This is a genomic window from Rhodovarius crocodyli (assembly GCF_004005855.1).
Taxonomy (GTDB): Bacteria; Pseudomonadota; Alphaproteobacteria; order Acetobacterales; family Acetobacteraceae; genus Rhodovarius; species Rhodovarius crocodyli.
The window spans coordinates 327,816-347,398 of the sequence record NZ_SACL01000004.1; the positions used below are offsets into that span (position 1 = coordinate 327,816).

The 19,583-nt window shown below is 68.9% G+C and carries 20 protein-coding genes; 11 read left to right on the forward strand and 9 right to left on the reverse strand.

All coding sequences use genetic code 11. The annotated features are described in order from the left end of the window. The first annotated feature begins 19 nt into the window (after positions 1-19). Positions 20-853, forward strand: coding sequence for a serine hydrolase (locus EOD42_RS13630; protein WP_127788088.1), 834 nt, complete (start codon positions 20-22; stop codon positions 851-853). Here the strand turns inward: EOD42_RS13630 and EOD42_RS13635 are convergent. Together EOD42_RS13635 and EOD42_RS13640 are read right to left on the reverse strand one after the other, a co-directional pair. Continuing rightward, positions 850-1,557: a hypothetical protein gene (locus tag EOD42_RS13635; RefSeq protein ID WP_127788089.1), complete on the reverse strand. Its 708-nt coding sequence runs from the start codon at positions 1,555-1,557 to the stop codon at positions 850-852. The two genes, EOD42_RS13630 and EOD42_RS13635, sit on opposite strands and share 4 nt — an antisense overlap. Positions 1,558-1,611: 54 nt before the next feature. Beyond that, on the reverse strand, positions 1,612-3,015 hold the full coding sequence (locus tag EOD42_RS13640; RefSeq protein WP_127788090.1) for an FAD-binding oxidoreductase: 1,404 nt from the start codon (positions 3,013-3,015) through the stop codon (positions 1,612-1,614). A gap of 61 nt (positions 3,016-3,076) precedes the next feature. Between EOD42_RS13640 and EOD42_RS13645 the strand changes: the two genes are divergently transcribed. The 3 genes from EOD42_RS13645 to EOD42_RS13655 are packed head-to-tail and all read left to right on the forward strand — an operon-like array spanning position 3,077 to position 6,333. After that, a complete protein-coding gene (locus EOD42_RS13645) occupies positions 3,077-3,520 on the forward strand; it encodes an SRPBCC domain-containing protein (protein ID WP_127788091.1) in 444 nt (147 codons plus the stop codon). A 53-nt stretch (positions 3,521-3,573) separates the two neighbouring features. Continuing rightward, on the forward strand, positions 3,574-5,157 hold the full coding sequence (locus EOD42_RS13650) for a GMC family oxidoreductase (RefSeq protein ID WP_127788092.1): 1,584 nt from the start codon (positions 3,574-3,576) through the stop codon (positions 5,155-5,157). A gap of 9 nt (positions 5,158-5,166) precedes the next feature. Further along, complete coding sequence (locus EOD42_RS13655) at positions 5,167-6,333, forward strand: acyl-CoA dehydrogenase family protein (protein WP_127788093.1); 1,167 nt, start codon at positions 5,167-5,169, stop codon at positions 6,331-6,333. Between the two features lie 122 nt (positions 6,334-6,455). Here the strand turns inward: EOD42_RS13655 and EOD42_RS13660 are convergent, their stop codons facing one another. Beyond that, on the reverse strand, positions 6,456-6,884 hold the full coding sequence (locus EOD42_RS13660) for a cupin domain-containing protein (RefSeq protein WP_240655160.1): 429 nt from the start codon (positions 6,882-6,884) through the stop codon (positions 6,456-6,458). A gap of 110 nt (positions 6,885-6,994) precedes the next feature. Here EOD42_RS13660 and EOD42_RS13665 point away from each other — a divergent pair, with 110 nt between their 5' ends. After that, complete coding sequence (locus tag EOD42_RS13665; RefSeq protein ID WP_127788095.1) at positions 6,995-7,960, forward strand: TIM44-like domain-containing protein; 966 nt, start codon at positions 6,995-6,997, stop codon at positions 7,958-7,960. A 32-nt stretch (positions 7,961-7,992) separates the two neighbouring features. Further along, entirely contained in the window at positions 7,993-9,306 is a 1,314-nt protein-coding gene (locus EOD42_RS13670; RefSeq protein ID WP_127788096.1) for an aspartate aminotransferase family protein, read from the forward strand. On the opposite strand, the gene EOD42_RS25925 is transcribed toward EOD42_RS13670, so the two are convergent. From EOD42_RS25925 to EOD42_RS13680, 4 genes are all read right to left on the reverse strand, one after another. After that, a complete protein-coding gene (locus tag EOD42_RS25925) occupies positions 9,303-9,473 on the reverse strand; it encodes a hypothetical protein (protein WP_164867930.1) in 171 nt (56 codons plus the stop codon). The genes EOD42_RS13670 and EOD42_RS25925 overlap by 4 nt on opposite strands. Before the next feature lie 124 nt (positions 9,474-9,597). Continuing rightward, positions 9,598-9,750: a hypothetical protein gene (locus EOD42_RS25930; protein ID WP_164867931.1), complete on the reverse strand. Its 153-nt coding sequence runs from the start codon at positions 9,748-9,750 to the stop codon at positions 9,598-9,600. Between the two features lie 13 nt (positions 9,751-9,763). Next, entirely contained in the window at positions 9,764-11,098 is a 1,335-nt protein-coding gene (locus EOD42_RS13675) for an MATE family efflux transporter (RefSeq protein WP_127788097.1), read from the reverse strand. Beyond that, entirely contained in the window at positions 11,095-12,327 is a 1,233-nt protein-coding gene (locus EOD42_RS13680; RefSeq protein ID WP_206020353.1) for an NAD(P)/FAD-dependent oxidoreductase, read from the reverse strand. The genes EOD42_RS13675 and EOD42_RS13680 overlap by 4 nt, the downstream gene beginning before the upstream one ends. Before the next feature lie 145 nt (positions 12,328-12,472). On the opposite strand from EOD42_RS13680, the gene EOD42_RS13685 reads away from it, so the two are divergent. The 4 genes from EOD42_RS13685 to EOD42_RS13700 are packed head-to-tail and all read left to right on the forward strand — an operon-like array spanning position 12,473 to position 16,300. Next, positions 12,473-13,351 (forward strand): TauD/TfdA dioxygenase family protein, encoded by an 879-nt coding sequence (locus EOD42_RS13685; RefSeq protein WP_127788099.1) that lies wholly within the window; start codon positions 12,473-12,475, stop codon positions 13,349-13,351. Next, positions 13,348-14,226: a fumarylacetoacetate hydrolase family protein gene (locus tag EOD42_RS13690; protein ID WP_127788100.1), complete on the forward strand. Its 879-nt coding sequence runs from the start codon at positions 13,348-13,350 to the stop codon at positions 14,224-14,226. The genes EOD42_RS13685 and EOD42_RS13690 overlap by 4 nt, the downstream gene beginning before the upstream one ends. A gap of 11 nt (positions 14,227-14,237) precedes the next feature. Further along, positions 14,238-15,200, forward strand: a complete 963-nt coding sequence (locus EOD42_RS13695) for a Bug family tripartite tricarboxylate transporter substrate binding protein (protein ID WP_127788101.1) — start codon at positions 14,238-14,240, stop codon at positions 15,198-15,200. Between the two features lie 8 nt (positions 15,201-15,208). Beyond that, positions 15,209-16,300: an Ldh family oxidoreductase gene (locus EOD42_RS13700; protein ID WP_127788102.1), complete on the forward strand. Its 1,092-nt coding sequence runs from the start codon at positions 15,209-15,211 to the stop codon at positions 16,298-16,300. Here the strand turns inward: EOD42_RS13700 and EOD42_RS13705 are convergent. Continuing rightward, positions 16,297-17,247: a LysR family transcriptional regulator gene (locus EOD42_RS13705; protein WP_127788103.1), complete on the reverse strand. Its 951-nt coding sequence runs from the start codon at positions 17,245-17,247 to the stop codon at positions 16,297-16,299. The two genes, EOD42_RS13700 and EOD42_RS13705, sit on opposite strands and share 4 nt — an antisense overlap. 147 nt (positions 17,248-17,394) lie before the next feature. On the opposite strand from EOD42_RS13705, the gene EOD42_RS13710 reads away from it, so the two are divergent. After that, the gene (locus EOD42_RS13710) at positions 17,395-18,582 is read left to right on the forward strand and encodes an MFS transporter (protein WP_127788104.1); all 1,188 of its coding nucleotides are present in this window, start codon (positions 17,395-17,397) and stop codon (positions 18,580-18,582) included. Between the two features lie 63 nt (positions 18,583-18,645). Here the strand turns inward: EOD42_RS13710 and argB are convergent, their stop codons facing one another. Beyond that, a complete protein-coding gene (gene argB, locus EOD42_RS13715; protein ID WP_127788105.1) occupies positions 18,646-19,530 on the reverse strand; it encodes an acetylglutamate kinase in 885 nt (294 codons plus the stop codon). Positions 19,531-19,583 lie beyond the last annotated feature (53 nt).

Sequence of the window (19,583 nt, forward strand, 5' to 3'; positions counted from 1 at the left end):
CAAGACGGGAACGCAAGCCATGGACCGCTTCGAGAGCATCGCGAATGCCCAAGCCTTCACCCTGACCTACCGGATCGAGGCGCTGGACGGCAGCGGCCGCGGTTGGGGGCGCGGTGCGGATACGGTCCAGCCCTCCGCCAGCACGCGCAAGGTGGCCATCATGATGTGTGCCTTCGCGGCCGCGCGCGCCGGCACGCTGGACCTGGCGAAGAAGCTGACCATCACCGCCGAGCTGCAGGAAGGCATCACCAGCGGCACCTACCAGTACATGACGCCGGGCACCGAATACTCGCTGCGCGATGCGATCGTGAACATGATCATCACCAGCGACAATGTCAGCACGCAGCTGGTGCTGAAGGAGGTGGGGGTGGATACCGTCACCGCCTGGGCGAACGGCATCGGCATGGGCAGCACGCGCCTGCGCGGCCTGGTGCCCAACCCTGCCCTGCCCTGGGACCACCCGCCCACCGACACCGCCGTGACCTGCCCGGCCGACCAGGCGCTGCTGCTGCGCCAGATCGTCAAGGGCTCGACCGACGAGGTGGAGGCCCGCGCCATGGGCGTCACCGCCGACCTGTGCGCGGAGGCGCTGCGGATCATGAGCTGGCAGCGGCTGCGGGGGATGATCCCCTTCCTGCTGCCCTATGGCACGCGGGTGGACAACAAGACCGGCCGCAGCAAGCGCGGGCGCAGCGATGTGGGCGTGGTGTGGAAGGACGGCCGGCCGCTGTTCGCCATCGCGGCCTATGCCGACTGGCTGCCGGACACGCTGCCCGACGGGCTGCCGGGGCAGTCGGGGGCGTATCTGTCTATCGCGAAGCTGGCGCGGGCGGCATGGGAGGAGCTGGGCTAGACGTTATACGGCCACTCCACCTTCAGCACATTCAGATAGTAGTTCTTCAGCGCCCCGGGTGAGCCCAGCAGCCGGTATTCACCCGTATCGGTGAACGCCACATAGCTGCGATGCCCGATGACGCCGTTGTTGCGGATGTTCTGGTAGATGGGGTTGTCCGTCTTCCAGTCGTCATTGGCGCCGTGTTCCAGCTTGATCGTCAGGCTGGCGTTGAAGCGCAGGAACAGCCGCTCGGCCTCGGGGTTCGTCCAGTTGGCGCTGTGGCCGGCGCCGTCGCGGGTGAACTCGATCTTCTCATAGCCATGGCCCTCGGCCGCGAAGACCGACATCAGGTCATAGTCGCCCACGATCAGCTCACCGTTGGAGCGCCGCACCACGTCATTGCCGACCTTGAGGCCCTGCTTGTCCTCCTCCGGCTTGCCGGTCACGCCGATGCCCAGATTGCCGGCCCTGAGCGTGGAGACACCCGGGCAGCGCACGACCACCACGATGCGCCATTCCAGGCACACGGTGCGGAAGGTCGAGACATCCCCCGGCACGATGTTGGTCAGCCGGGCGATGTGATGGTCATAGGCCGAGACCGTCATGTCATCGGCATCGCGGATCAGCGTGTGATGCGTGATCCGCCCCACGCTCGCGCGCTCCGAACCCTTGAGGCCGTTGGAGATCATGAAGCTGTCGTAGTGGATGGGGATGCGTGCCATGGCCCCTATGGCTAGCGAATGACGGCGGCGCAGCGCAATTGCGCAAATGAGGGATCAGCCCGGGGGCAGCACCTTGCCCGGGTTCATGATGCCCGCCGGGTCCAGCGCGGCCTTGATGCGCCGCATCAGGGAAAGGGCCAGCGGGTTCTTGAAGCGGGTCATGCCCTTCAGCTTGGTGATGCCGATGCCGTGCTCGGCCGAGAAGCTGCCGCCGCGCTCCACCGCCAGCGCATTCACCCCCTCCGCGAAGCCGCCGGCGACGGCCAGCCACTGATCGCGCGGCATGTCATGCGGGCCGTGCAGGCTGATGTGGATGTTGCCGTCCCCCAGATGGCCCATGGCGCCCACGCGCATGCCCGGCCAGTTGGCCCCGGCGAAACCCAGCACCGCATCCAGGAAGTCCGGCACCACGGAGACGGGAACGGCCGTGTCGGTCGGCACGGCGGGGCCGGTGCTGCGCGATGCCTCGGGCGCGCTCTCGCGGATGCGCCAGATCATGGAGCGCGCCTGCTCGCTCTCGGCCAGCATCACGTCGATCGCCTCCCCGGCCTCGATCCCTTCGGCGAGGGCCGCTTCCATCAGCTCACGCACCGGGGCCGAGGGGTGCGGCGATCCCGCCTCGATGATGACGCACCAGGGGGTGGTCAGCGGCACGGGCAGGCGCAGGCCGGGCACATAGCCCACCGTCAGCTCCACCAGATGGCTGTCCATCAGCTCGAAGGCGACCAGATCCGCACCCGAATCCTGCATGCGCGCCAGCAGGCGCAGGGCATGGTGGGGGCTCGGCACGGACAGGAAGGCGGTCTCACGCGTGCGCAGCGCCGGGAACAGCTTCAGGGACGCCCCGGTAATCAGCCCCAGCGTGCCCTCGGCGCCCAGATACAGGTGGCGCAGCGCATAGCCGGTGTTGTCCTTGCGGATGCGCCGCATGTCGTCCAGCACGCGGCCGTCGGGCAGCACCACCTCCAGCCCCAGCACCAGGTCGCGGGCATTGCCGTAGCGGATGGTGTTGATGCCGCCGGCATTGGTGGACAGCGCGCCACCGATCTGCGCCGTGCCCTGCGCGCCGAAGCTGAGGGGGAAATACCGCCCGGCCTCACGCGCGGCCTCCTGCACGGCCTGGACGGTGATGCCGGCATCGACGGCGATGGACATGTCCAGCGGGTCCAGCAGGCGGATGCGGTTCATGCGCTCCATCGAGACGACCAGCACCGGAGCCTCTCCCGCCTGCGGGATCGCGGCCCCCGAGAGCCCGGTGCGGCCGCCATGCGGCACCACCCGCATGCCGTATTCGGCGGCCAGGCGCAGCACGCCGGCCGCCTGCTCCGTGGTGCCGGGGCGGACGACGGCGGCGGGCATGGCGCCCTGCTGGCCGCGCCAGTCCACCGCATGGGGCGCGATGTCCTGGGGCGCCGTCAGCACGTTGCCCGCGCCCAACAGCGACTTGAAACCGTCCATTGCTGCGTCTCCTCTTGGCCCGCATTGTTATGGACCGCGTCCGAGACACCAAGAGGCCCGCATGAACGAGCTGTCGATTTCCCTGTTCTTCCCGGTGCCGCGCGCCAAGCTGTGGGAGGCCTACACACGGCACACCGCCCGCTGGTTCGCCCCCGCCCCGCTGACGACCGAGGTGCTGGAGATGGATGTGCGCCCGGGTGGGGCGATGCGCGCGGTGATGCGCATGCCCGATGGCCAGGAAATGCCGGTGGGCGGCGTGTTCCTGGAGGTGGTGGAAGGGAGCCGCCTGGTCAGCACCGATGCCTATGAGGCGGGCTGGAAGCCCTCGGCCAAGCCCTTCTTCACCGCCATCGTCACCTTCGAGGATGAGGGCGAGGGCACGCGCTATACCGCCCGCGCCCTGCATTGGCGTGAGGAGGACATGCAGGCCCATGCCGCCATGGGCTTCGAGCCGAGCTGGACCCAGGTGGCGCATCAGCTGGCGGCAGTGGCCGCCGCGCTGTGACCGGTTGACCGCCGCGCCGTCTCCCGGAACCATAAGGGAAACGGGAGCGAAACATGGACACCGACTTCATCGTGATCGGGGCCGGCTCGGCGGGATGCGCCGTGGCGGGAAGGCTGGCGGAAATTCCCGGCGCCTCGGTCACGCTGCTGGAGGCAGGCGGGCGCGACACCAGCCCCTGGCTGCACATCCCCGTCGGCTACGCCAAGACCATGTATCACCCCACCATTTCCTGGGGCTTCTCCACCGAACCCGAGCCCGAGCTGCACAACCGCCGCATTCCCTGGCCGCGCGGGCGCGTGGTGGGCGGCACCAGCGCGATCAACGGGCTGGTCTACCTCCGCGGCCAGGTGGAGGACTTCAACCACTGGCGCCAGCTCGGCTGCGTCGGCTGGGGGTTCGAGGATGTGCTGCCCTTCTTCCGCAAGGCCGAGGACAATGAGCGCGGCGCGGACGAGATCCATGGCGCGGGCGGCCCGCTCGGCGTCAGTGACCTACGCGACAGCAACCCGATCTCGGCCGCCTTCATCGAGGCAGCTGTCGAGATCGGCCTGCCCCGCACCAATGACTTCAACGGCATCGTCCAGGAAGGCGCCGGCTGGTACCAGACCACCACGCGGCACGGCCGGCGCTGCTCGGCCTATACCGCCTATCTGCGGCCGCGCCCGCACAATGTGCGGGTCGAGACCGGCGCCCAGACCCGCCGCCTGCTGTTCGAGGGCAGCCGCTGCGTCGGTGTCGAATACAGCCAGGATGGCGAGGTGCATCAGCTGCGCGCCCGGCGCGAGGTGATCCTCTCCGGCGGCGCCATCCATTCCCCGCAGATCCTGATGCTGTCGGGCATCGGAGAGGCCGGGCACCTGCAATCCCACGGCATCTCGGTGCTGAAGGACGTGCCCAATGTGGGGCGCAACCTACAGGACCATTTCCAGGCACGCCTGCTGTTCCGCGCCACCCAGCCCGTGACGCTGAACGACGTGCTGGCCAGCCGCTGGGGGCAATTTAAGGCGGGGCTTGAGTATCTGCGCCACCGCACTGGCCCGCTGACCTACGCCGCCGCCACCTCAGGCCTGTTCGCGAAGGTGCTGCCGCAATCGGCAACGCCCGACGTGCAGTTCCACTTCATCCCCTTCAGCGCGGAGAAGATGAGCGACGGGCTGCACAAATTCCCGGGCTTCACCATGAGCGTCTGCCAGCTGCGCCCCGAAAGCCGCGGCACCGTGACGCTGGCGAGCGGCCGGGTGGAGGACGCGCCGCTGATCCAGGCCAATTACCTGACCGCGCAGCTGGACCGCGACTGCATGGTGGCGGGCCTGCAGCTTGGCCGCCGCCTGGCCGCGACCGACGCCATGCGCCCCTGGATCGTGGAGGAATTCCTGCCCGGCCCCGCCCATGCGCCCGACGACGCCGGCCTGCTGGAGTTCTGCCGCCAGCACGGCAACACCATCTACCACCCCTCCGGCACCTGCCGCATGGGGGAGGATGAGGGCGCCGTGGTCGACAGCCAGCTGCGGGTGCGCGGCATCGAGGGGCTGCGCGTGGCTGATGCCTCCATCATGCCGACCGTGCTATCGGGAAACACCAATGCCGGCTCCATCATGATCGGCGAGAAATGCGCGGCGATGATCAAGGCTGCCTGAGGGAACATCATGGATTTCGAACTGTCAGACGACCAGCAGGCGATCCGCGACGGCGTGGCCGCGCTGTGCCAACGTTTTAACGACGCCTATTGGCTGGAGCGGGAGGAGACCCACAGCTTCCCGCAGGATTTCTACGCCGCCGTGGCCGAGGCCGGGTTCCTGGGCATTTGCATCCCCGAGGAATACGGCGGCAGCGGGCTCGGCATCACCGAGGCCGCGCTGATGATGGAGGCGATCGCGGCCTCCGGCGCCGGCATGTCCGGGGCATCCGCCGTGCACATGAACATCTTCGGGCTGAACCCGGTGGTGGTGTTCGGCACCGAGGAACAGAAGGCCCGCTTCCTGCCGCCGCTGGTGGCCGGCCGCGAAAAGGCCTGCTTTGGCGTAACCGAGCCCACCACGGGCCTCGACACCACCAAGCTCAAGACCCGCGCGGAGCGGCGCGGCGACAAGTACATCGTGAACGGCCAGAAGGTCTGGATCAGCACCGCGCAGGTGGCCGACCGCATCCTGCTGCTGGCCCGCACCACGCCGCTCGACCAGTGCCGCAAGCCCACCGAAGGGCTGTCGCTGTTCTATACCGCGCTGGACCGCACCCGTGCCTCGGTGCGGGAGATCCCGAAGATGGGCCGCGCCGCCGTCGATTCGAACGAGATCTTCTTCGAGGATTACGAGATCCCCGCCGAGGACCGCATCGGCGAGGAAGGCCAGGGTTTCCGCATGATCCTGCACGGGCTGAACCCCGAGCGCGTGCTGATCGCCGCCGAGGCCGTGGGCATCGGCCGCGCGGCGCTGGCACGGGCCACCGAATACGCCAAGGACCGCCAGGTGTTCGGCCGCCCGATCGGCCAGAACCAGGGCATCCAGCATCCGCTGGCCCAGGATTGGATGGCGTTGGAGGCCGCCTGGCTGATGGTGCTGAAGGCCGGCAGCCGCTACGACCGGGGCCTCGAATGCGGCGCCGAGGCGAACTCCGCCAAGTTCCTGGCCGCCGAGGCCGGGCTGAAGGCCTGCCAGAACGCGGTTATGACCCATGGCGGCTTCGGCTATGCCCGCGAATACCATGTGGAGCGGCTGCTTCGCGAAGCGCATATCCCGTGGATCGCGCCGGTCAGCCCCAACCTGATTTCCTGTTTTATTGCGGAGAAAGTGTTGGGGCTGCCAAAAAGTTATTAAGTAAGAAATAACGTTCTTTTTTAGTAAAAAAGAACCAAAAAACTTTTGGAAGTTTTGGGCGCGCTAGAATCGAAAAGTCTTTTTGCTTCTTTTTCTTCAGAAAAAGAAGATCTTCTACCCGCTCACCCGTGAGTGCTGCCCTGACGGGTCAGCACCGCCATATCCTCGGCATCCAGTTCCACCGGGATGCCGTTGCGGATCAGGGCTGCGAAGTCCTCGTCCGGCACCATCAGGGTCAGGCAATACAGCTTGCCTGGCCCGGGGTTCTCCACGATGTGCTCCAGGCCCGGGGGCAACATGAAGCAGTCGCCGGGACCGATCTCGGCGCTGGTGTCGCCAGCGCGGGCGATGCCGCGGCCGGCCAGCACGAAGAAGGCCTCCTGCGCCTTCTGGTGCACATTGGGCGGCGTGGCGCCGCCGGGGGTAAAGATCTCCACCACCCAGGTGAAGCCCGCGCCATCCGCGATCGGGTCCAGCAGGCAGGCGAAGTAATTGGTATCCCGGGGTGAGATGCGGAATGCCTTGAGTTCACCCGCGCGTTTCAGCAGCATGCGCATCCTCCTGAACAACCGGATGTTCCGGCTTGCGGGGACCACTCGCAATCGGGCATGAGAGTTCTTACATAACGTCCATCTTCATAACGACCTGGAGTCAGTCACCCATGCGTTCCCCTGCCCGTTTCGTGGCCATCGCCGCAGCGGCCCTGCTTGCGCTCGCGCCTGCCCTGGCCGATGCCCGGCCGGGCGGCGGTTCGTCCTCCGGCAGCCGCGGCAGCCGCACCTTCATGGCGCCGCCCTCGACGAACACCGCGCCCCGCACCGCGCCCACCTTCGACCGCACGCAGCAGACGCCCACGCGGCCCGACATGGCGCCCTCCGCGCAGCGCCCGATGCCGGGCGCGGCCCAGCCGGCGCGCCAGGGCTTCTTCCAGCGCAACCCGTTCATGGGCGGCCTGATGGCCGGCATGCTGGGTGCGGGCATCTTCGGCCTGCTGGCCGGCGGCGGCTTCTTCAGCGGCCTGGGCAGCCTGGCCGGCATCCTGGGCTTCCTGCTGCAGATCGGCCTGATCATCGGCCTGGTGATGGTGCTGCGCATGATCTTCATGCGCCGCCAGCAGCCCGCCATGGCCGGCGGCATGCCGCGTGAGGCGATGCAGCCCGAGCAGCGCGCCCATTTCGGCGGCGGCGGTGCCGCCCCGCGCCGCGGCAACCCCGATGAGATCGGCATCAGCGCGCAGGACCAGATGAGCTTCGGCAACACGCTGGTCGAGGTGAACCGCGCCTGGTCCGCCCAGGACATGGCCGCGCTGCAGCGCATCGCGACGCCCGAGATGGTGCAGTATTTCCGCGACGACTACGCGGCCCTCGCCGCCCGCGGCTGGCGGAATGAGACGAGCGACGTCCGCCTCGAACAGGGCGACGTGGCCGAGGCCTGGCGCGAGAATGCGCGCGAGTACTGCACGGTGGCCATGCGCTTCAGCATGATCGACGTGACGCGCCGCCTCTCCGACGGCGCGGTGGTCGAGGGCGATCCCACCCGCCGCACCACCGCGACGGAGCTCTGGACCTTCGTGCGCGTGCAGGGCGGCCCCTGGATGCTGTCGGCGATCCAGCAGCCGGGCGCTTGACCGCCCGGCCCTGACGGGGCGAGGCTGCGGGCATGAGCCCGCTCGACCACGCCTCGCCCGTCAACTCCACCCTCGATGAGGCGCTTGCCGACGCCCATGCGCGCTACAGCGCGGCCCGGCCGAAAAGCGCCGAGATCCACACCAGGGCAAGGGAGCACCTGCCGGGCGGCAACACCCGGTCGGTGCTGTTCTACACCCCCTTCCCCACCGCCATGGCGCGGGGCGAAGGCGCCAGGCTGTGGGATGTGGACGGGCGCGAATACACGGACCTGCTGGGCGAATACACCGCCGGCCTGTTCGGCCATTCCGAGAAGCGCATCCTGGATGCGGTGAAGATGGCCCTCGACAACGGCATCAACCTGGCTTCCGTCGGCGTGGCCGAGGGGCAGCTCGCGGCCATTCTCTGCGGCCGTTTCCCCTCGCTCGACATGGTACGCTTCACCAACAGCGGCACCGAGGCCAACATGATGGCGCTGGCCGGCGCGCGGGGCTTCACGGGCCTGTCGGATGTGATGGTCGCGCGCGGCGGCTACCATGGCGGCGTCATGACCTTCGGCAGCGAGAAGAACGCGGTGAACGTGCCGCTGCCGCTGCACTTCATGGACTACAACGACGCCGAGGGCGCGGCGGCCAGCATCCGCGCGCTGAAGGGCAGGCTGGGTGCGGTGCTGGTCGAGCCCATGCTGGGCTCGGGCGGCTGCATCCCGGCCAGCCGCGCGTTCCTGGCGGCGCTGCGCGAGGCCTGCACCGAAACCGGCGCCCTGCTGATCTTCGACGAGGTGATGACCTCCCGCCACTCCGAGGGCGGGCTGCAGAAGCTGCACGGCATCACGCCGGACCTGACGACGCTGGGCAAGTATGTGGCGGGCGGCATGAGCTTCGGCGCCTTCGGCGGCCGGGCGGACATCATGGGCGTGTTCGACGGCCACAAGCCCGGCACGCTGCCGCATGCCGGCACCTTCAACAACAATGTCTGGTCGATGGCGGCCGGCAACGTCGCGATGGGCGAGATCTTCAAGGGCGAGGCCGTGACCGCCCTGCATGCGCGCGGAGAGAAGCTGCGCGCGGCCCTCAACGCCGCCTGCGCCGGGCTGCCGATGCAATTCACCGGCATCGGCAGCATGATGTGCGTGCATTTCCGCAGCGGCGACATCATCCGCCCCTACAAGGCGGAACCGTCCGAGGAGAAGCTGCGCGAGCTGTTCTTCTTCGACATGCTGGAGGCGGGCTTCTACCTCGCCCGTCGCGGCATGGCCGCTCTCAGCCTGCCCGTTACGGACGAGGATTGCGAGCGCTTCGCCTCGGCCGTGACGGAGTTCGTGGCGCTCCGCCGGCCGCTTTTCTAGCCGAAGGCGAGCGCCACGATCGACACCGCCACCAGCAGGGAAGACACAGCGGCGAAGAGCAGCCACAGGATTTCCCGCTCCTCCTGACGGTGTTGGTCCATACGCGCTGCGTGACCACGGTTGTTGACGTGCCGGGCGATGGCAAGTGCACGCGGATCAGGCTGCATGGTGGCCTCCTCCAGTGACGTTGCGACAGGATAACTTGTGGTTGCAATGCAACAGAACCGGCCTTCGCAGGCAATCGCCAAGATGGATGCCCGCGACTACACGATTTCGCGAGCAGTCGCGGTACTACATGAAAAAGAAATAGGCGGCCGCGGCGGCAACGGCGACCACGATCAGCAGCGCGCGGATGAAGGCCCAGACCTCGCCCTTCGCCCCACCTTCCTCAGGATTGGCGATACGCATCGGCTGGCCATGGGTATCCTGGGTTGTGTTGGCCATGACGATTTTCCCTTCACGTTTGCCTGAGTAAACGCGGGGCCCATTCGCGGGGTTGCACCGCAGCAGCGGCGATGAGCCCGTAGGCGGTGATGCCGGCGGCGACTGCCAGGAAGTGGCCGACAAGGCCCATGCCGAAGGTCTCGCCCAGCAGCGCGCCGCCCAGCACCGCCAGCCCCAGCCGCGACAGCCCAGCAGCCACCGGCCAGCGCATGCGCCCCGCCCCCATGGCCGCGAAATACATCGCCATGCCTAGCCCGAAGCCCGCGAAGGCCGGCCCGATGCAGCCGAGCGCGAGCGCCGCGATCGCCTGCACCTCGGGGTCCGAGGCGAAGACGCCCGCGAAGGCATAGGGGAAGATGGCCACCGAGACCCCCACCACGGCACAGACCCCGAAGGCCATGCCCCCGCCGACCCAGGCCGTGCGGCGCGCCAATTCCCAATCACCCGCACCCACGGCACGCCCGACCAGCGCCGTCAGCGCGGAGCCCACGCCGAAGGCCAGCGGGATCATCAGGAACTCCAGCCGCGCCGACACGCCATAGGCCGCGACAGCCGCCTGGCCGTAGGATTTGAGCTGGGCCGTGACCAGGATGGTGGTCAGGTTCGACACCGCGGCCAGCGCGCAGGCCACGGCGCCGACAGACAGGATCCGCTTGAACAGCGCCCCCTGGAACGGCACCGAGAAATCAGGCCGGAAGCCCGCCGAGCCGCGCAGCACCACGATGCCCTGGGCGATGGCCGCCGCCCACATCGCGGCCCCGAAGCCGATGCCGACGCCGATCAGCCCCATCCCCATCTCAAGCGCCAGCAGCCAGCCCAGCACCGGCGAGAACAACCAGGCCAGCGTGTTCACCTTGGCCGCGATCCCGTGCCGCCCCCCGCCGCGCAGCACGGAGGCCAGCGTGTTCGCGATCCAGGCCGGCACCGCCCCCAGCCCGAAATAGACCATGGCGAAGGGCACGCCGAACTCGGCCGCGGCCTCGCCGCCGATGGCGGACAGGATCGGGCGCGGCAGGATCACCATGGCCAGGATGAAGCCGCCGGCGAAGCACAGCGCGATGGTCAGCGCGTGCTTGACCATGGCGCTCGCCTCGTCCTCCCGCCTGGCGCCCAGCGCGCGGGCGATGGCGCTGACCACGCCGCCGCCCATCGCCCCCGCGCTCATCTGCCCCAGCAGCAGGGCGAAGGGCAGCACGGTGGCATAGCCCGCGAGCGGCCCGCGCCCGAGGCGGGCCGCGATGAAGGTTTCCACCAGCAGGGCGAAGGCCTGCATCAGCGACAGCATGGTGGTGGGGGCGGCCAGCTTCAGCACGCCGCGCGCGATGTCGCCGGTGGTGGGTCTGCTCATGCGAAGCGCTCCGGGGCGAAGGCCGAGAAGTCGGTGTTGGGCTTGGGGCCCAGCATGGCGCGCGCCAGCAGCGCGCCGGTGGGTGCGGAGCCGGTCAGGCCCAGATGCCCATGGCCGAAGGCGCACCACAGGCCGGGCCAGCTTTTGACCGGGCCGATCACCGGCAGGCTGTCCGGCAGGCAGGGGCGATGGCCCATCCAGAAGCCCTCGGCGCCCTCGGTGCTCGCGGCGGGAAACACACGCTTGATGTCCTGCATCAGGAAGGCGGCGCGGCGTGGATCGGGCGCGCGGGTCAGCCCGCCGAACTCCACCGTGCCCGCGACCCGCACGCCCATCTCCATGGGCGAGATGAAGGCCTTGCGATCGGCCGCCACCACGATGCGCGGCAGGTCGAGCCCCGATTTCGGCAGCACCACATGGTAACCACGCTGGCTTTCCAGCGGGATGCGATAGCCCAGCGGGCGCAGCAGCTCGGCCGACCAGGCGCCGGCGGCCAGCACCACCTGGTCGGCCCGCATGATGCCTTCCGGCGTGCTGACGCCGGTGACGCGGCCGCCCTCCGTGGTCAGCGCCAGGGCGCGGCCGTGCAGGATCTGCCCGCCCATCCGGCGCACGCCGCGCGCGAAGACCTCGGCATGGCGGCGCGGGTTGGTGCTGGCGCCGAGGTCGGGCATCAGCACCCCCAGCTGGTATTGCGGCGACAGGCCGGGCTGGAACTCATGCAGGGCGGCACCGCGCAGATACTCGATCTTCTGCCCGTATTTCCGCCGCAGCGCCCAGCCGCCGGCATCCTTGGCCAGATGGGCATCATCAAAATAGAGATGCAGCTGCCCGGTCTCGCGCATCAGCTCGGGGGCACCTTCCTCGGCCAGCATGGCGCGGTGCTGCTCCACCGCGCTGCCCTGCAGGAAGGCCAGCGCATCCGCGATCTCCTCGACGCGCGCGGGGCGGGCGGCGGCCAGGAAGCGCGCCAGCCAGGGCACCAGCTTCGGAAAATAGGTCGGCGGGATGCGCAGCGCGCCATCGGCCTTCAGCAGCATGCCCGGCACCTGCTTCAGGATGCCCGGCATCGCGAGCGGCGCCACCGAACTGGAGGAAATCGCCCCCGCATTGCCCGAGGAAGCGCCGGAGCCCGGCTCCTCCGGGTCCAGCACCGTGACGGACGCGCCGCCGCGCGCCAGGTGCCAGGCCACGGCCAACCCCACGACGCCAGCGCCGACAACAATCACCCGGGACGTTTCATTCTGCATTGGCCACATGCTCCATTCCCGAATCGCGCGCGGCAACCGGCAGGTTTGCCGGGCACGTCATGCGTTGCATGCATGGTTGACGCCTGTCCGGACAAGCCCGAAGCTACGGTTTGGAGGAAACACCATGCGGATAGAGCCGAATAACGGCCTCAGCGCGCGGGTTCTGGACGTGGATTTGCGGAACCCCCTCAGCGAGGCGGATTTTCAGACCATGCTGGCCGCTCTCGGCCGGCACGGCGTGCTGCACATCCCGGGCCAGGACATCGACGCCACCATGCTGTCCGAGCTGGGCGCGCGATTCGGCACGCTGGAGGAGAATGTCGCCAACAGCTTCCACGCGCCGGGCCATCCGGAGGTGATGATCCTGTCCAACAAGCGCGACGCCGAGGGCAAGCCCGTGGGCCTCGGCGATGCCGGCCAGGGCTGGCACACGGACATGAGCTATTCGTCCGACATCGCGCTGGCCAACATCCTGCACGCCAAGGAAGTGCCGGTGCGCGACGGCCGCGCCCTGGGCGAGACGCAGTTCCTGGACATGCACGCCGCCGCCCGCGACCTGCCGCCCGAGATCGCGGCCCGCCTGCGCGGGCGCCGCGCCCTGCATGACTTCGCGAAATTCTGGGACATGGTGCGCACCCGCCCCGGCTCCGGCCGCGGCCCGCTGACGCCCGCGCAGCGCGCGAAGAAGCCGCCCGTGTGGCAGCCCATCCTGCGCCGCCACCCGATCAGCGGCGAGGAGATCCTGTACTGCAACCCCGGCTACGCGATCGAGATCGAGGGGCTGGAAAAGCCCGAGAGCGACGCGCTGCTGGAGTATCTGTTCATCCATCAGCGCCAGCGAAAATACCTCTATGCCCACAGCTGGGCGCCGGGTGACGTGCTGATGTGGGACAATATCGGCACCTGCCACAACGCCGTGGCCGACTACGGCCCCGACGAGCCGCGCTACATCCTGCGGGTGCAGGTCATGGCGGACCGTTACGCGGCGGAACTCGCGGCATGAGGCTCGGGACCGCGCTGATCGGCGGCCAGCCCACCGTGGTGGCGGCGCTGGGGGACGGGCTGGTGCCGCTGGCCGCCGCGCTGGAGGCCGCCGGCGGGGACGTGCTGCCCCCTACCCTGCTGGCGGTGGTCGAGGCGGGTGAGGCCGCGCTGGCCGACTGCGCCCGCGCGCTCGCCTTCGCCGCGCGGGCCGAGAATGCCGCGCTGCGCGCGCCCATGGGCCCGCTGCTGCCGCCGCTGGTGCCCGGCAAGATCCTGGGCGTCGGCCGCAACTATGACGACCACGCGAAGGAGGTGGGCGGGCCGAAGCTGGTCGAGCCGCGCATCTTCCTCAAGCCCGCGACCACACTCTCCGCGCCAGGGGCCGCCGTGCGCATCCCGCCCATCGTCACCAAGCCGGATTGGGAGGCGGAGCTTGCCGTGGTGATCGGCCGCGCCGCCCGCGACGTGCCCGAGGGCGCGGCCCTGGAATATGTCGCGGGCTACAGCGTGCTGAACGACCTGACCGCGCGGGAAATCCAGTTCGACGGCCCGGTGCAGCAAACGAGCTTCGCCAAGTCGCTGGACGGCTTCTGCCCGCTCGGCCCCTTCCTGGTCACGCCCGACGAGACGGGCGAGCCCTTCGACATGGATGTGTCCTGCACGCTGAACGGAGAGGAGGTCCAGCACGGCAACACGCGCGACCTGATCTTCAACGTGCCCTTCCTGATCGCCTATCTGTCGCGCCGCTTCACCCTGCGGCCGGGCGACATCATCGCGACCGGCACCCCCGCCGGTTCCGGGCATTTCCGCCAGCCCCCGCGCTATCTGCGCAGCGGCGACCGGCTCGAACTCACCGTGTCGCGCGTCGGCACCCTTTCCCACACCATCGCCTGAGGAGACCAGCCGTGAAGAAGCTTGCCCTCGCCCTGATGGGGCTTGTCGCCGCGCTGCCTGCCGCAGCGCAGGATTATCCCAACCGCCCGGTTCGCGTCGTCGTGACGCTGGCGCCGGGCGGCAATGCCGACATCAACGCCCGGCTGGTGTCCGGCGCGCTGTCCACCGCGCTCGGCCAGCAATTCGTGGTCGAGAACCGGCCCGCGGCCGGCGGCACCGTGGCGGTGGAGACCGTGGGGCGCGCCGCCCCGGACGGCTACACCATCCTGGTGGGCGCCCTCGGCAGCCATGTGCTGAACGTCGCGCTGTACCCGAACCAGCCGGTGAACCCGATCACGGGGCTGGACCACATCAGCATCAGCAGCGAGAGCGCGATGGTGGTGGCGGCCCACCCATCGCTCGGCGCCGAGAACTTCGCCCAGTTCCGCGAGCAGTTGCGCAGCCGGCGCGGCGTGGTGCCCTACGGCTCCTCCGGCAACGGCACGACGGGGCATATCTCCTCCGCCCTGCTGCTGCAGGTGATGGGCGAGAGCGCGCAGCATGTGCCCTATCGCGGGTCGGCCGCCAGCTTCACCGACCTGTCTGCCGGGCGCGTGCTGTTCCAGACGGACACCATCTCCTTCCTGGCCGAGCACATCCAGCGCGGCACGGTGCGCGGCATCGTCATCGGCAGCGCCCAGCGCAGCCCGATGCTGCCCGACGTGCCGACGGGTGCCGAGGTCGGCATCCCGGGCTTCACGGCCACGACCTGGACGCCCTGGTCCGCACCGCTCGGCACGCCGCCCGCCATTCTCGAACTGCTGTCCTCCCGCATCCAGCAGGCCGTGGCCTCGGGCCCGGTGCGGGAAAGGCTGATCGCCCTCGGCAATGCCATCCCCGAGAACATGACCCCTGCCCGCACCCGCGCCTTCATCGAGGCCGAGGCGGAAAAATGGCTTCCCGCCGTCCGCGCCACCGGCGCCACATTGGATTGAGACCACACATGCTGCATGCCACCGCTGATTCCGTCCGTGCCCAATGCCTCGCGGTGCTCACCGCCTGGGGCATGCCGGAGGACCTGGCCCAGACCACCGCCGACGTGATGACCGAGACCGACCTGATGGCGGTCGACAGCCACGGCATCAGCATGCTGATGAACTATGAGGAGATGATGCAGAAGGGCCAGCTACGCATCGCCAACCGGCCGAAGGAAATCAGGCGCCTGGGCGCCACCGCCTTCCTGTCGGGCGAGGATGGGCTGGGCCACCCGGTCTCGGTCCAGGCGATGGAGCTGGCCGTGGAACTGGCGGGCACCCATGGCGTGGGCGTGGTCGGCGTGGTGAACAGCCACCATTTCGGCGCGGCCGGCGCCTATGCGCGCATCGCCTCGCAGAAGGGGATGATCGGGCTGGTCACGTCCTCCACGCGCGGCATCATCATGGTGCCCACGGGTTCGTCTGAGCCTGTGCTGGGCACCAACCCGATCGCCTTCTCGGCACCCTCGCGCAAGCACAATGACTTCGTGCTGGACATGGCGACCACGACCGTCGCGGGCAACAAGGTCAAGGTCTATCACCTCAACGACAAGAAGGTGCCCGAGGGCTGGGTGGTGGATGGCAAGGGCCAGACCGTGACCGACCCGCATGAAGGCTTCGAGTACACCTTCAAGCGCAAGGAAGGCGGCATCACGCCGCTGGGCGGCACCGGCGCCATGGGCAGCCACAAGGGCTACGGCCTGGCCATGCTGGCCCACATCCTGGGCGGCTGCCTGGTGGGCGCCAGCTTCTCGCCCATCCGCAACCGCACGCAGAAGGACAACGACCCGAACAATATCGGCCATTTCTTCCTGGCGCTGCGCCCGGACGTGTTCCGCCCCGAGGGAGAGTTCGAGACCGATCTGGACGCCGTGATCGACGAGCTGCACGGCGCCGACCGCGTGAACCCGGATGTGCGGGTGAAGGTGGCGGGCGAGCCGGAAGACGAAGCCAAGGCGAAGCGGCTGGCGGGGGGCATTCCCATCCCGGACGCGCTGGACACGCTGATCAAGGGAATCGCGGAGCGGGCCGGGGCGCAGTATGTGCTGACCCCGGCCTAGTCGCCGGAGATGTCGGGGGTGGATGCCAGGCCTGGCGGCTTCAGGGCCTGGCTTCCCTCGACGCCGAGAACGCCGACAAGGACATCGAACAGGCGCCTGACCGCAGCCCTCCGCGCGACCTCGGGGCGGGAGACGAACCAGTAGCTCCATGCCCGCCGGCGCCCGAAGCGGCGGGGCAACGCCAGGGCCAGCGTGCCATCCGCCACGCGCTGCGCCACCAGGATCTCGGGTGCGAAGGTGAAGCCGTAGCCGCCTTCGACGGCCTGCAGGGCGCTGTCGAAGGAATCGAAATAGGCCTCGGCGGCAGTGCCGTTCCGCACGCCGAGCACCTTCAGCACTTCCGGCCAGAAATGGGGCGCGATCGACTGCCCCAGCAGCGGCCCGGCCGCGATCTCCTCGATATCGAGGCTGGAGCGCCCCGCCATGCGCTTGGCTGAGGTCAACAGCACGATCGGCGAGGTGGCCAGGCGGTTGGCCGCCAGCCGTGGCGGCGCCGTTTCCGAAAGGCGGATGGCGACGTCGCAGGCGCCGTTCTCCACATCCACCACATAGGGCGTGGCATCCACCTGCAGCTCGATCCCTTCCTCGCGCATGATCTGCGCGGCGGGAAGCAGCCAGCGCGCGGCAAACCCCGGCGAGGCGGACACCACAAGCCGCTCCGGCCTGCCCGCTGCCCGCGCATAGGCACGGCCGATGATCTCGAAGCCCTCGGCCAGCGAGCCGGCCAGCGCCTCACCCGGCGGTGTCAGCGAGACGCGGCGATGATGGCGTTCGAACAAGGCCGCGCCGATCGTCGCTTCGAGCTGGCGGACATGGTGACTGACCGCCGAAGGCGTCAGGCCGACCTCCTGCGCGCCATCCTGGAAGCTGCCGCGTCGGGCCGCGGCCTCGAAGGCACGCAGCGCGATGAGCGGCAAGGCACCACGCTTCACATGAGCTGAGTTCATCTGAACGCCGAGACTATTCGTTTGTCACGCAACTGCACAGTCGCCCATCGAGGAGTTCTCCGGTTGGGCAGATCAGGACATGACAAACACAGCCACCTTCTCCATTTCAGGCCGGGCGCAGAGCCGGTGAGATACCCTCGTCTCATCATGCTGGCGGCGCTGCTCGGCCATCTCATCGGCTTTGCGAACTACGCGGCCATCCTGCCCGCCCTGCGCGCCGCTACGGGCTTCACCGAGGCCGAGGCCGGCATCGCGGGCGGCGCCTTCTTCCTCGCCTATGCGATCGGCTCCCCGATCTTCGCCGGGCTGACCGACACCAGGGATGCCAGGCGGCTGTACATGCTGGGCGCTGCCTTCGGCATCGCGGGCGGCCTGCTGTTCCCGCTTCTCAGCGCGAGCTTCCCCGCCCTCGTCGCCGGCCGCGTCCTTACCGGCATCGGCATGGCGGGCACCTACATGCCGGGCCTGCGGATCCTGATGGCGGTCCTGCCGCCCGAACGCCAGCAGCAGGCGGCCAGTGAATATGTCTCGACGCTGACATTGGGCCTGTCGGCGTCTTTCGCGGTATCGGGCCTGCTGGAGATGCTCATCGGCTGGCAGGCGGCATTCACGGGTGCGGCCTGCACCGCGGCCGCCGCCGTCGTGCTGGTTCGCGCCACGATGCCCGCCCCCAGAATCAGACCCTCCGAGGGTTCGCTCGGGGCACGCCTATGGAAAGTGCTGCGCCTGCCCAGGATGGGTCTGTTCCTCATTGCCGTAGGGGGGAACAGCTGGGAGGGGATGGCTTTCCGCACCTGGTGGATCGCCCTGCTGACCTTCACGGCCCTGGCACCCGGTAACGAGGCCTATGTCAGCTGGAACTTCGCGCTGCTGACGACCTTCGTCGGGCCCTTGGCCATGCCGCTCAGCACCTGGGTGGCGCGGCGCGCCGAGGCCGGGCGCAGGCATCGCGTGATCGCGCTGGCTTCAGGATCATCGGCCATCCTCGGCCTGATCCTCGCGCTGACGATGGAGGGTCCGTTCCTGTTCGTCTTCATCCTGAGCGCGGTCTATGTCTGCGCCATCTTCTCCGACGCCGGATCGCTGACGCCGGCCATTCTCGTGAGAGTGCCCGTGGCCGAACGCGGCGCCGCGCTGGCGCTGCAGTCAACGGCCGGAAACCTGGCCGCATTCCTGGCCACCATCGTCGCGGGGCTCGTGCTGAATGCGGGCGGTGGCGTGAGCGAGCCGGGAGCCTGGAGGCTCGCCATGCTCAGCATCCTGGCGGGGTCGGCGGTCACGTCATTGCTGATGCTCATCCTTGACCGGGACGAGCGCCGACGAACCCCGCGATAGCACCTGGAGCCCCGCCCCGGTGCCGCGCACCGGGGGCAAGGGCCTTCGGACGGGCCGGGGCAATCAGCCCCGGATCAGCGTCCCCGCGCCACCATCCGTGAACAGCTCACGCAGCACGGCATGCTGCACGCGCCCATCCAGGATCACGGCGCCCTTCACCCCACGCTCGATCGCGTAGATGCAGGTTTCGACCTTGGGGATCATGCCGCCCGAGATCATGCCGCTCTCGATGCCGGCGCGCACTTCGGCCACCGTCATTTCCGGGATCAGCTTCTTGTTCTCGTCCAGCACGCCCGCCACGTCCGTCAGCAGCAGCATGCGCTCCGCGTTCAGGGCGCCGGCGACGGCACCGGCCACGGTGTCGGCATTGATATTGTAGGTCTGGCCGTCGGGGCCGGCGCCCACAGGCGCCACCACGGGCACGATGTCCGCGTCGATCAGCAGGCGCAGCACCTTGGTGTCCACCTGCTCCGGCTCACCCACCAGGCCCAGGTCCAGCACGCGCTCGATGTTGCTGTCGGGGTCCTTGACGGTGCGGGTCACGCGGCGGGCGCGGATCAGGTTGCCGTCCTTGCCGCTGATTCCGACGGCCATGGCACCCGCACGGGTGATGGCGTTGGACACCTGCTTGTTGACCGTGCCGGCGAGAACCATCTCGACGACCTCGACCATCGCCTCGTCCGTCACGCGCAGGCCCTGCACGAAGGTGGACTGCACGTTCAGCCGCTTCAGCATCGAGTTGATCTGCGGGCCGCCGCCATGCACCACCACGGGGTTGATGCCCACCTGCTCCAGCAGCGCGATGTCGCGCCCGAAGGACAGCGCGGTCGCTTCCTCACCCATCGCGTGGCCGCCGTACTTCACCACGACGATCTGGTCGTCATATCGCTTCAGGTACGGCAGGGCTCCCGAAATGATTTCCATCTGATCGGGGGTAGGCTCGGTCATGGCTGTTTCCGGTTGCGTGTCGTCAGTCGGTCACGGGTTTGACCGCCAGCGGC

Coding starts and splice junctions, on each gene's coding strand:
- EOD42_RS13630 (WP_127788088.1), top strand. CDS start 20: ATGGACCGCTTCGAGAGCATCGCGAATGCCCAAGCCTTCACCCTGACC.
- EOD42_RS13635 (WP_127788089.1), bottom strand. CDS start 1,557: ATGGCACGCATCCCCATCCACTACGACAGCTTCATGATCTCCAACGGC.
- EOD42_RS13640 (WP_127788090.1), bottom strand. CDS start 3,015: ATGGACGGTTTCAAGTCGCTGTTGGGCGCGGGCAACGTGCTGACGGCG.
- EOD42_RS13645 (WP_127788091.1), top strand. CDS start 3,077: ATGAACGAGCTGTCGATTTCCCTGTTCTTCCCGGTGCCGCGCGCCAAG.
- EOD42_RS13650 (WP_127788092.1), top strand. CDS start 3,574: ATGGACACCGACTTCATCGTGATCGGGGCCGGCTCGGCGGGATGCGCC.
- EOD42_RS13655 (WP_127788093.1), top strand. CDS start 5,167: ATGGATTTCGAACTGTCAGACGACCAGCAGGCGATCCGCGACGGCGTG.
- EOD42_RS13660 (WP_240655160.1), bottom strand. CDS start 6,884: ATGCTGCTGAAACGCGCGGGTGAACTCAAGGCATTCCGCATCTCACCC.
- EOD42_RS13665 (WP_127788095.1), top strand. CDS start 6,995: ATGCGTTCCCCTGCCCGTTTCGTGGCCATCGCCGCAGCGGCCCTGCTT.
- EOD42_RS13670 (WP_127788096.1), top strand. CDS start 7,993: ATGAGCCCGCTCGACCACGCCTCGCCCGTCAACTCCACCCTCGATGAG.
- EOD42_RS25925 (WP_164867930.1), bottom strand. CDS start 9,473: ATGCAGCCTGATCCGCGTGCACTTGCCATCGCCCGGCACGTCAACAAC.
- EOD42_RS25930 (WP_164867931.1), bottom strand. CDS start 9,750: ATGGCCAACACAACCCAGGATACCCATGGCCAGCCGATGCGTATCGCC.
- EOD42_RS13675 (WP_127788097.1), bottom strand. CDS start 11,098: ATGAGCAGACCCACCACCGGCGACATCGCGCGCGGCGTGCTGAAGCTG.
- EOD42_RS13685 (WP_127788099.1), top strand. CDS start 12,473: ATGCGGATAGAGCCGAATAACGGCCTCAGCGCGCGGGTTCTGGACGTG.
- EOD42_RS13690 (WP_127788100.1), top strand. CDS start 13,348: ATGAGGCTCGGGACCGCGCTGATCGGCGGCCAGCCCACCGTGGTGGCG.
- EOD42_RS13700 (WP_127788102.1), top strand. CDS start 15,209: ATGCTGCATGCCACCGCTGATTCCGTCCGTGCCCAATGCCTCGCGGTG.
- EOD42_RS13705 (WP_127788103.1), bottom strand. CDS start 17,247: ATGAACTCAGCTCATGTGAAGCGTGGTGCCTTGCCGCTCATCGCGCTG.
- EOD42_RS13710 (WP_127788104.1), top strand. CDS start 17,395: ATGCTGGCGGCGCTGCTCGGCCATCTCATCGGCTTTGCGAACTACGCG.
- argB (WP_127788105.1), bottom strand. CDS start 19,530: ATGACCGAGCCTACCCCCGATCAGATGGAAATCATTTCGGGAGCCCTG.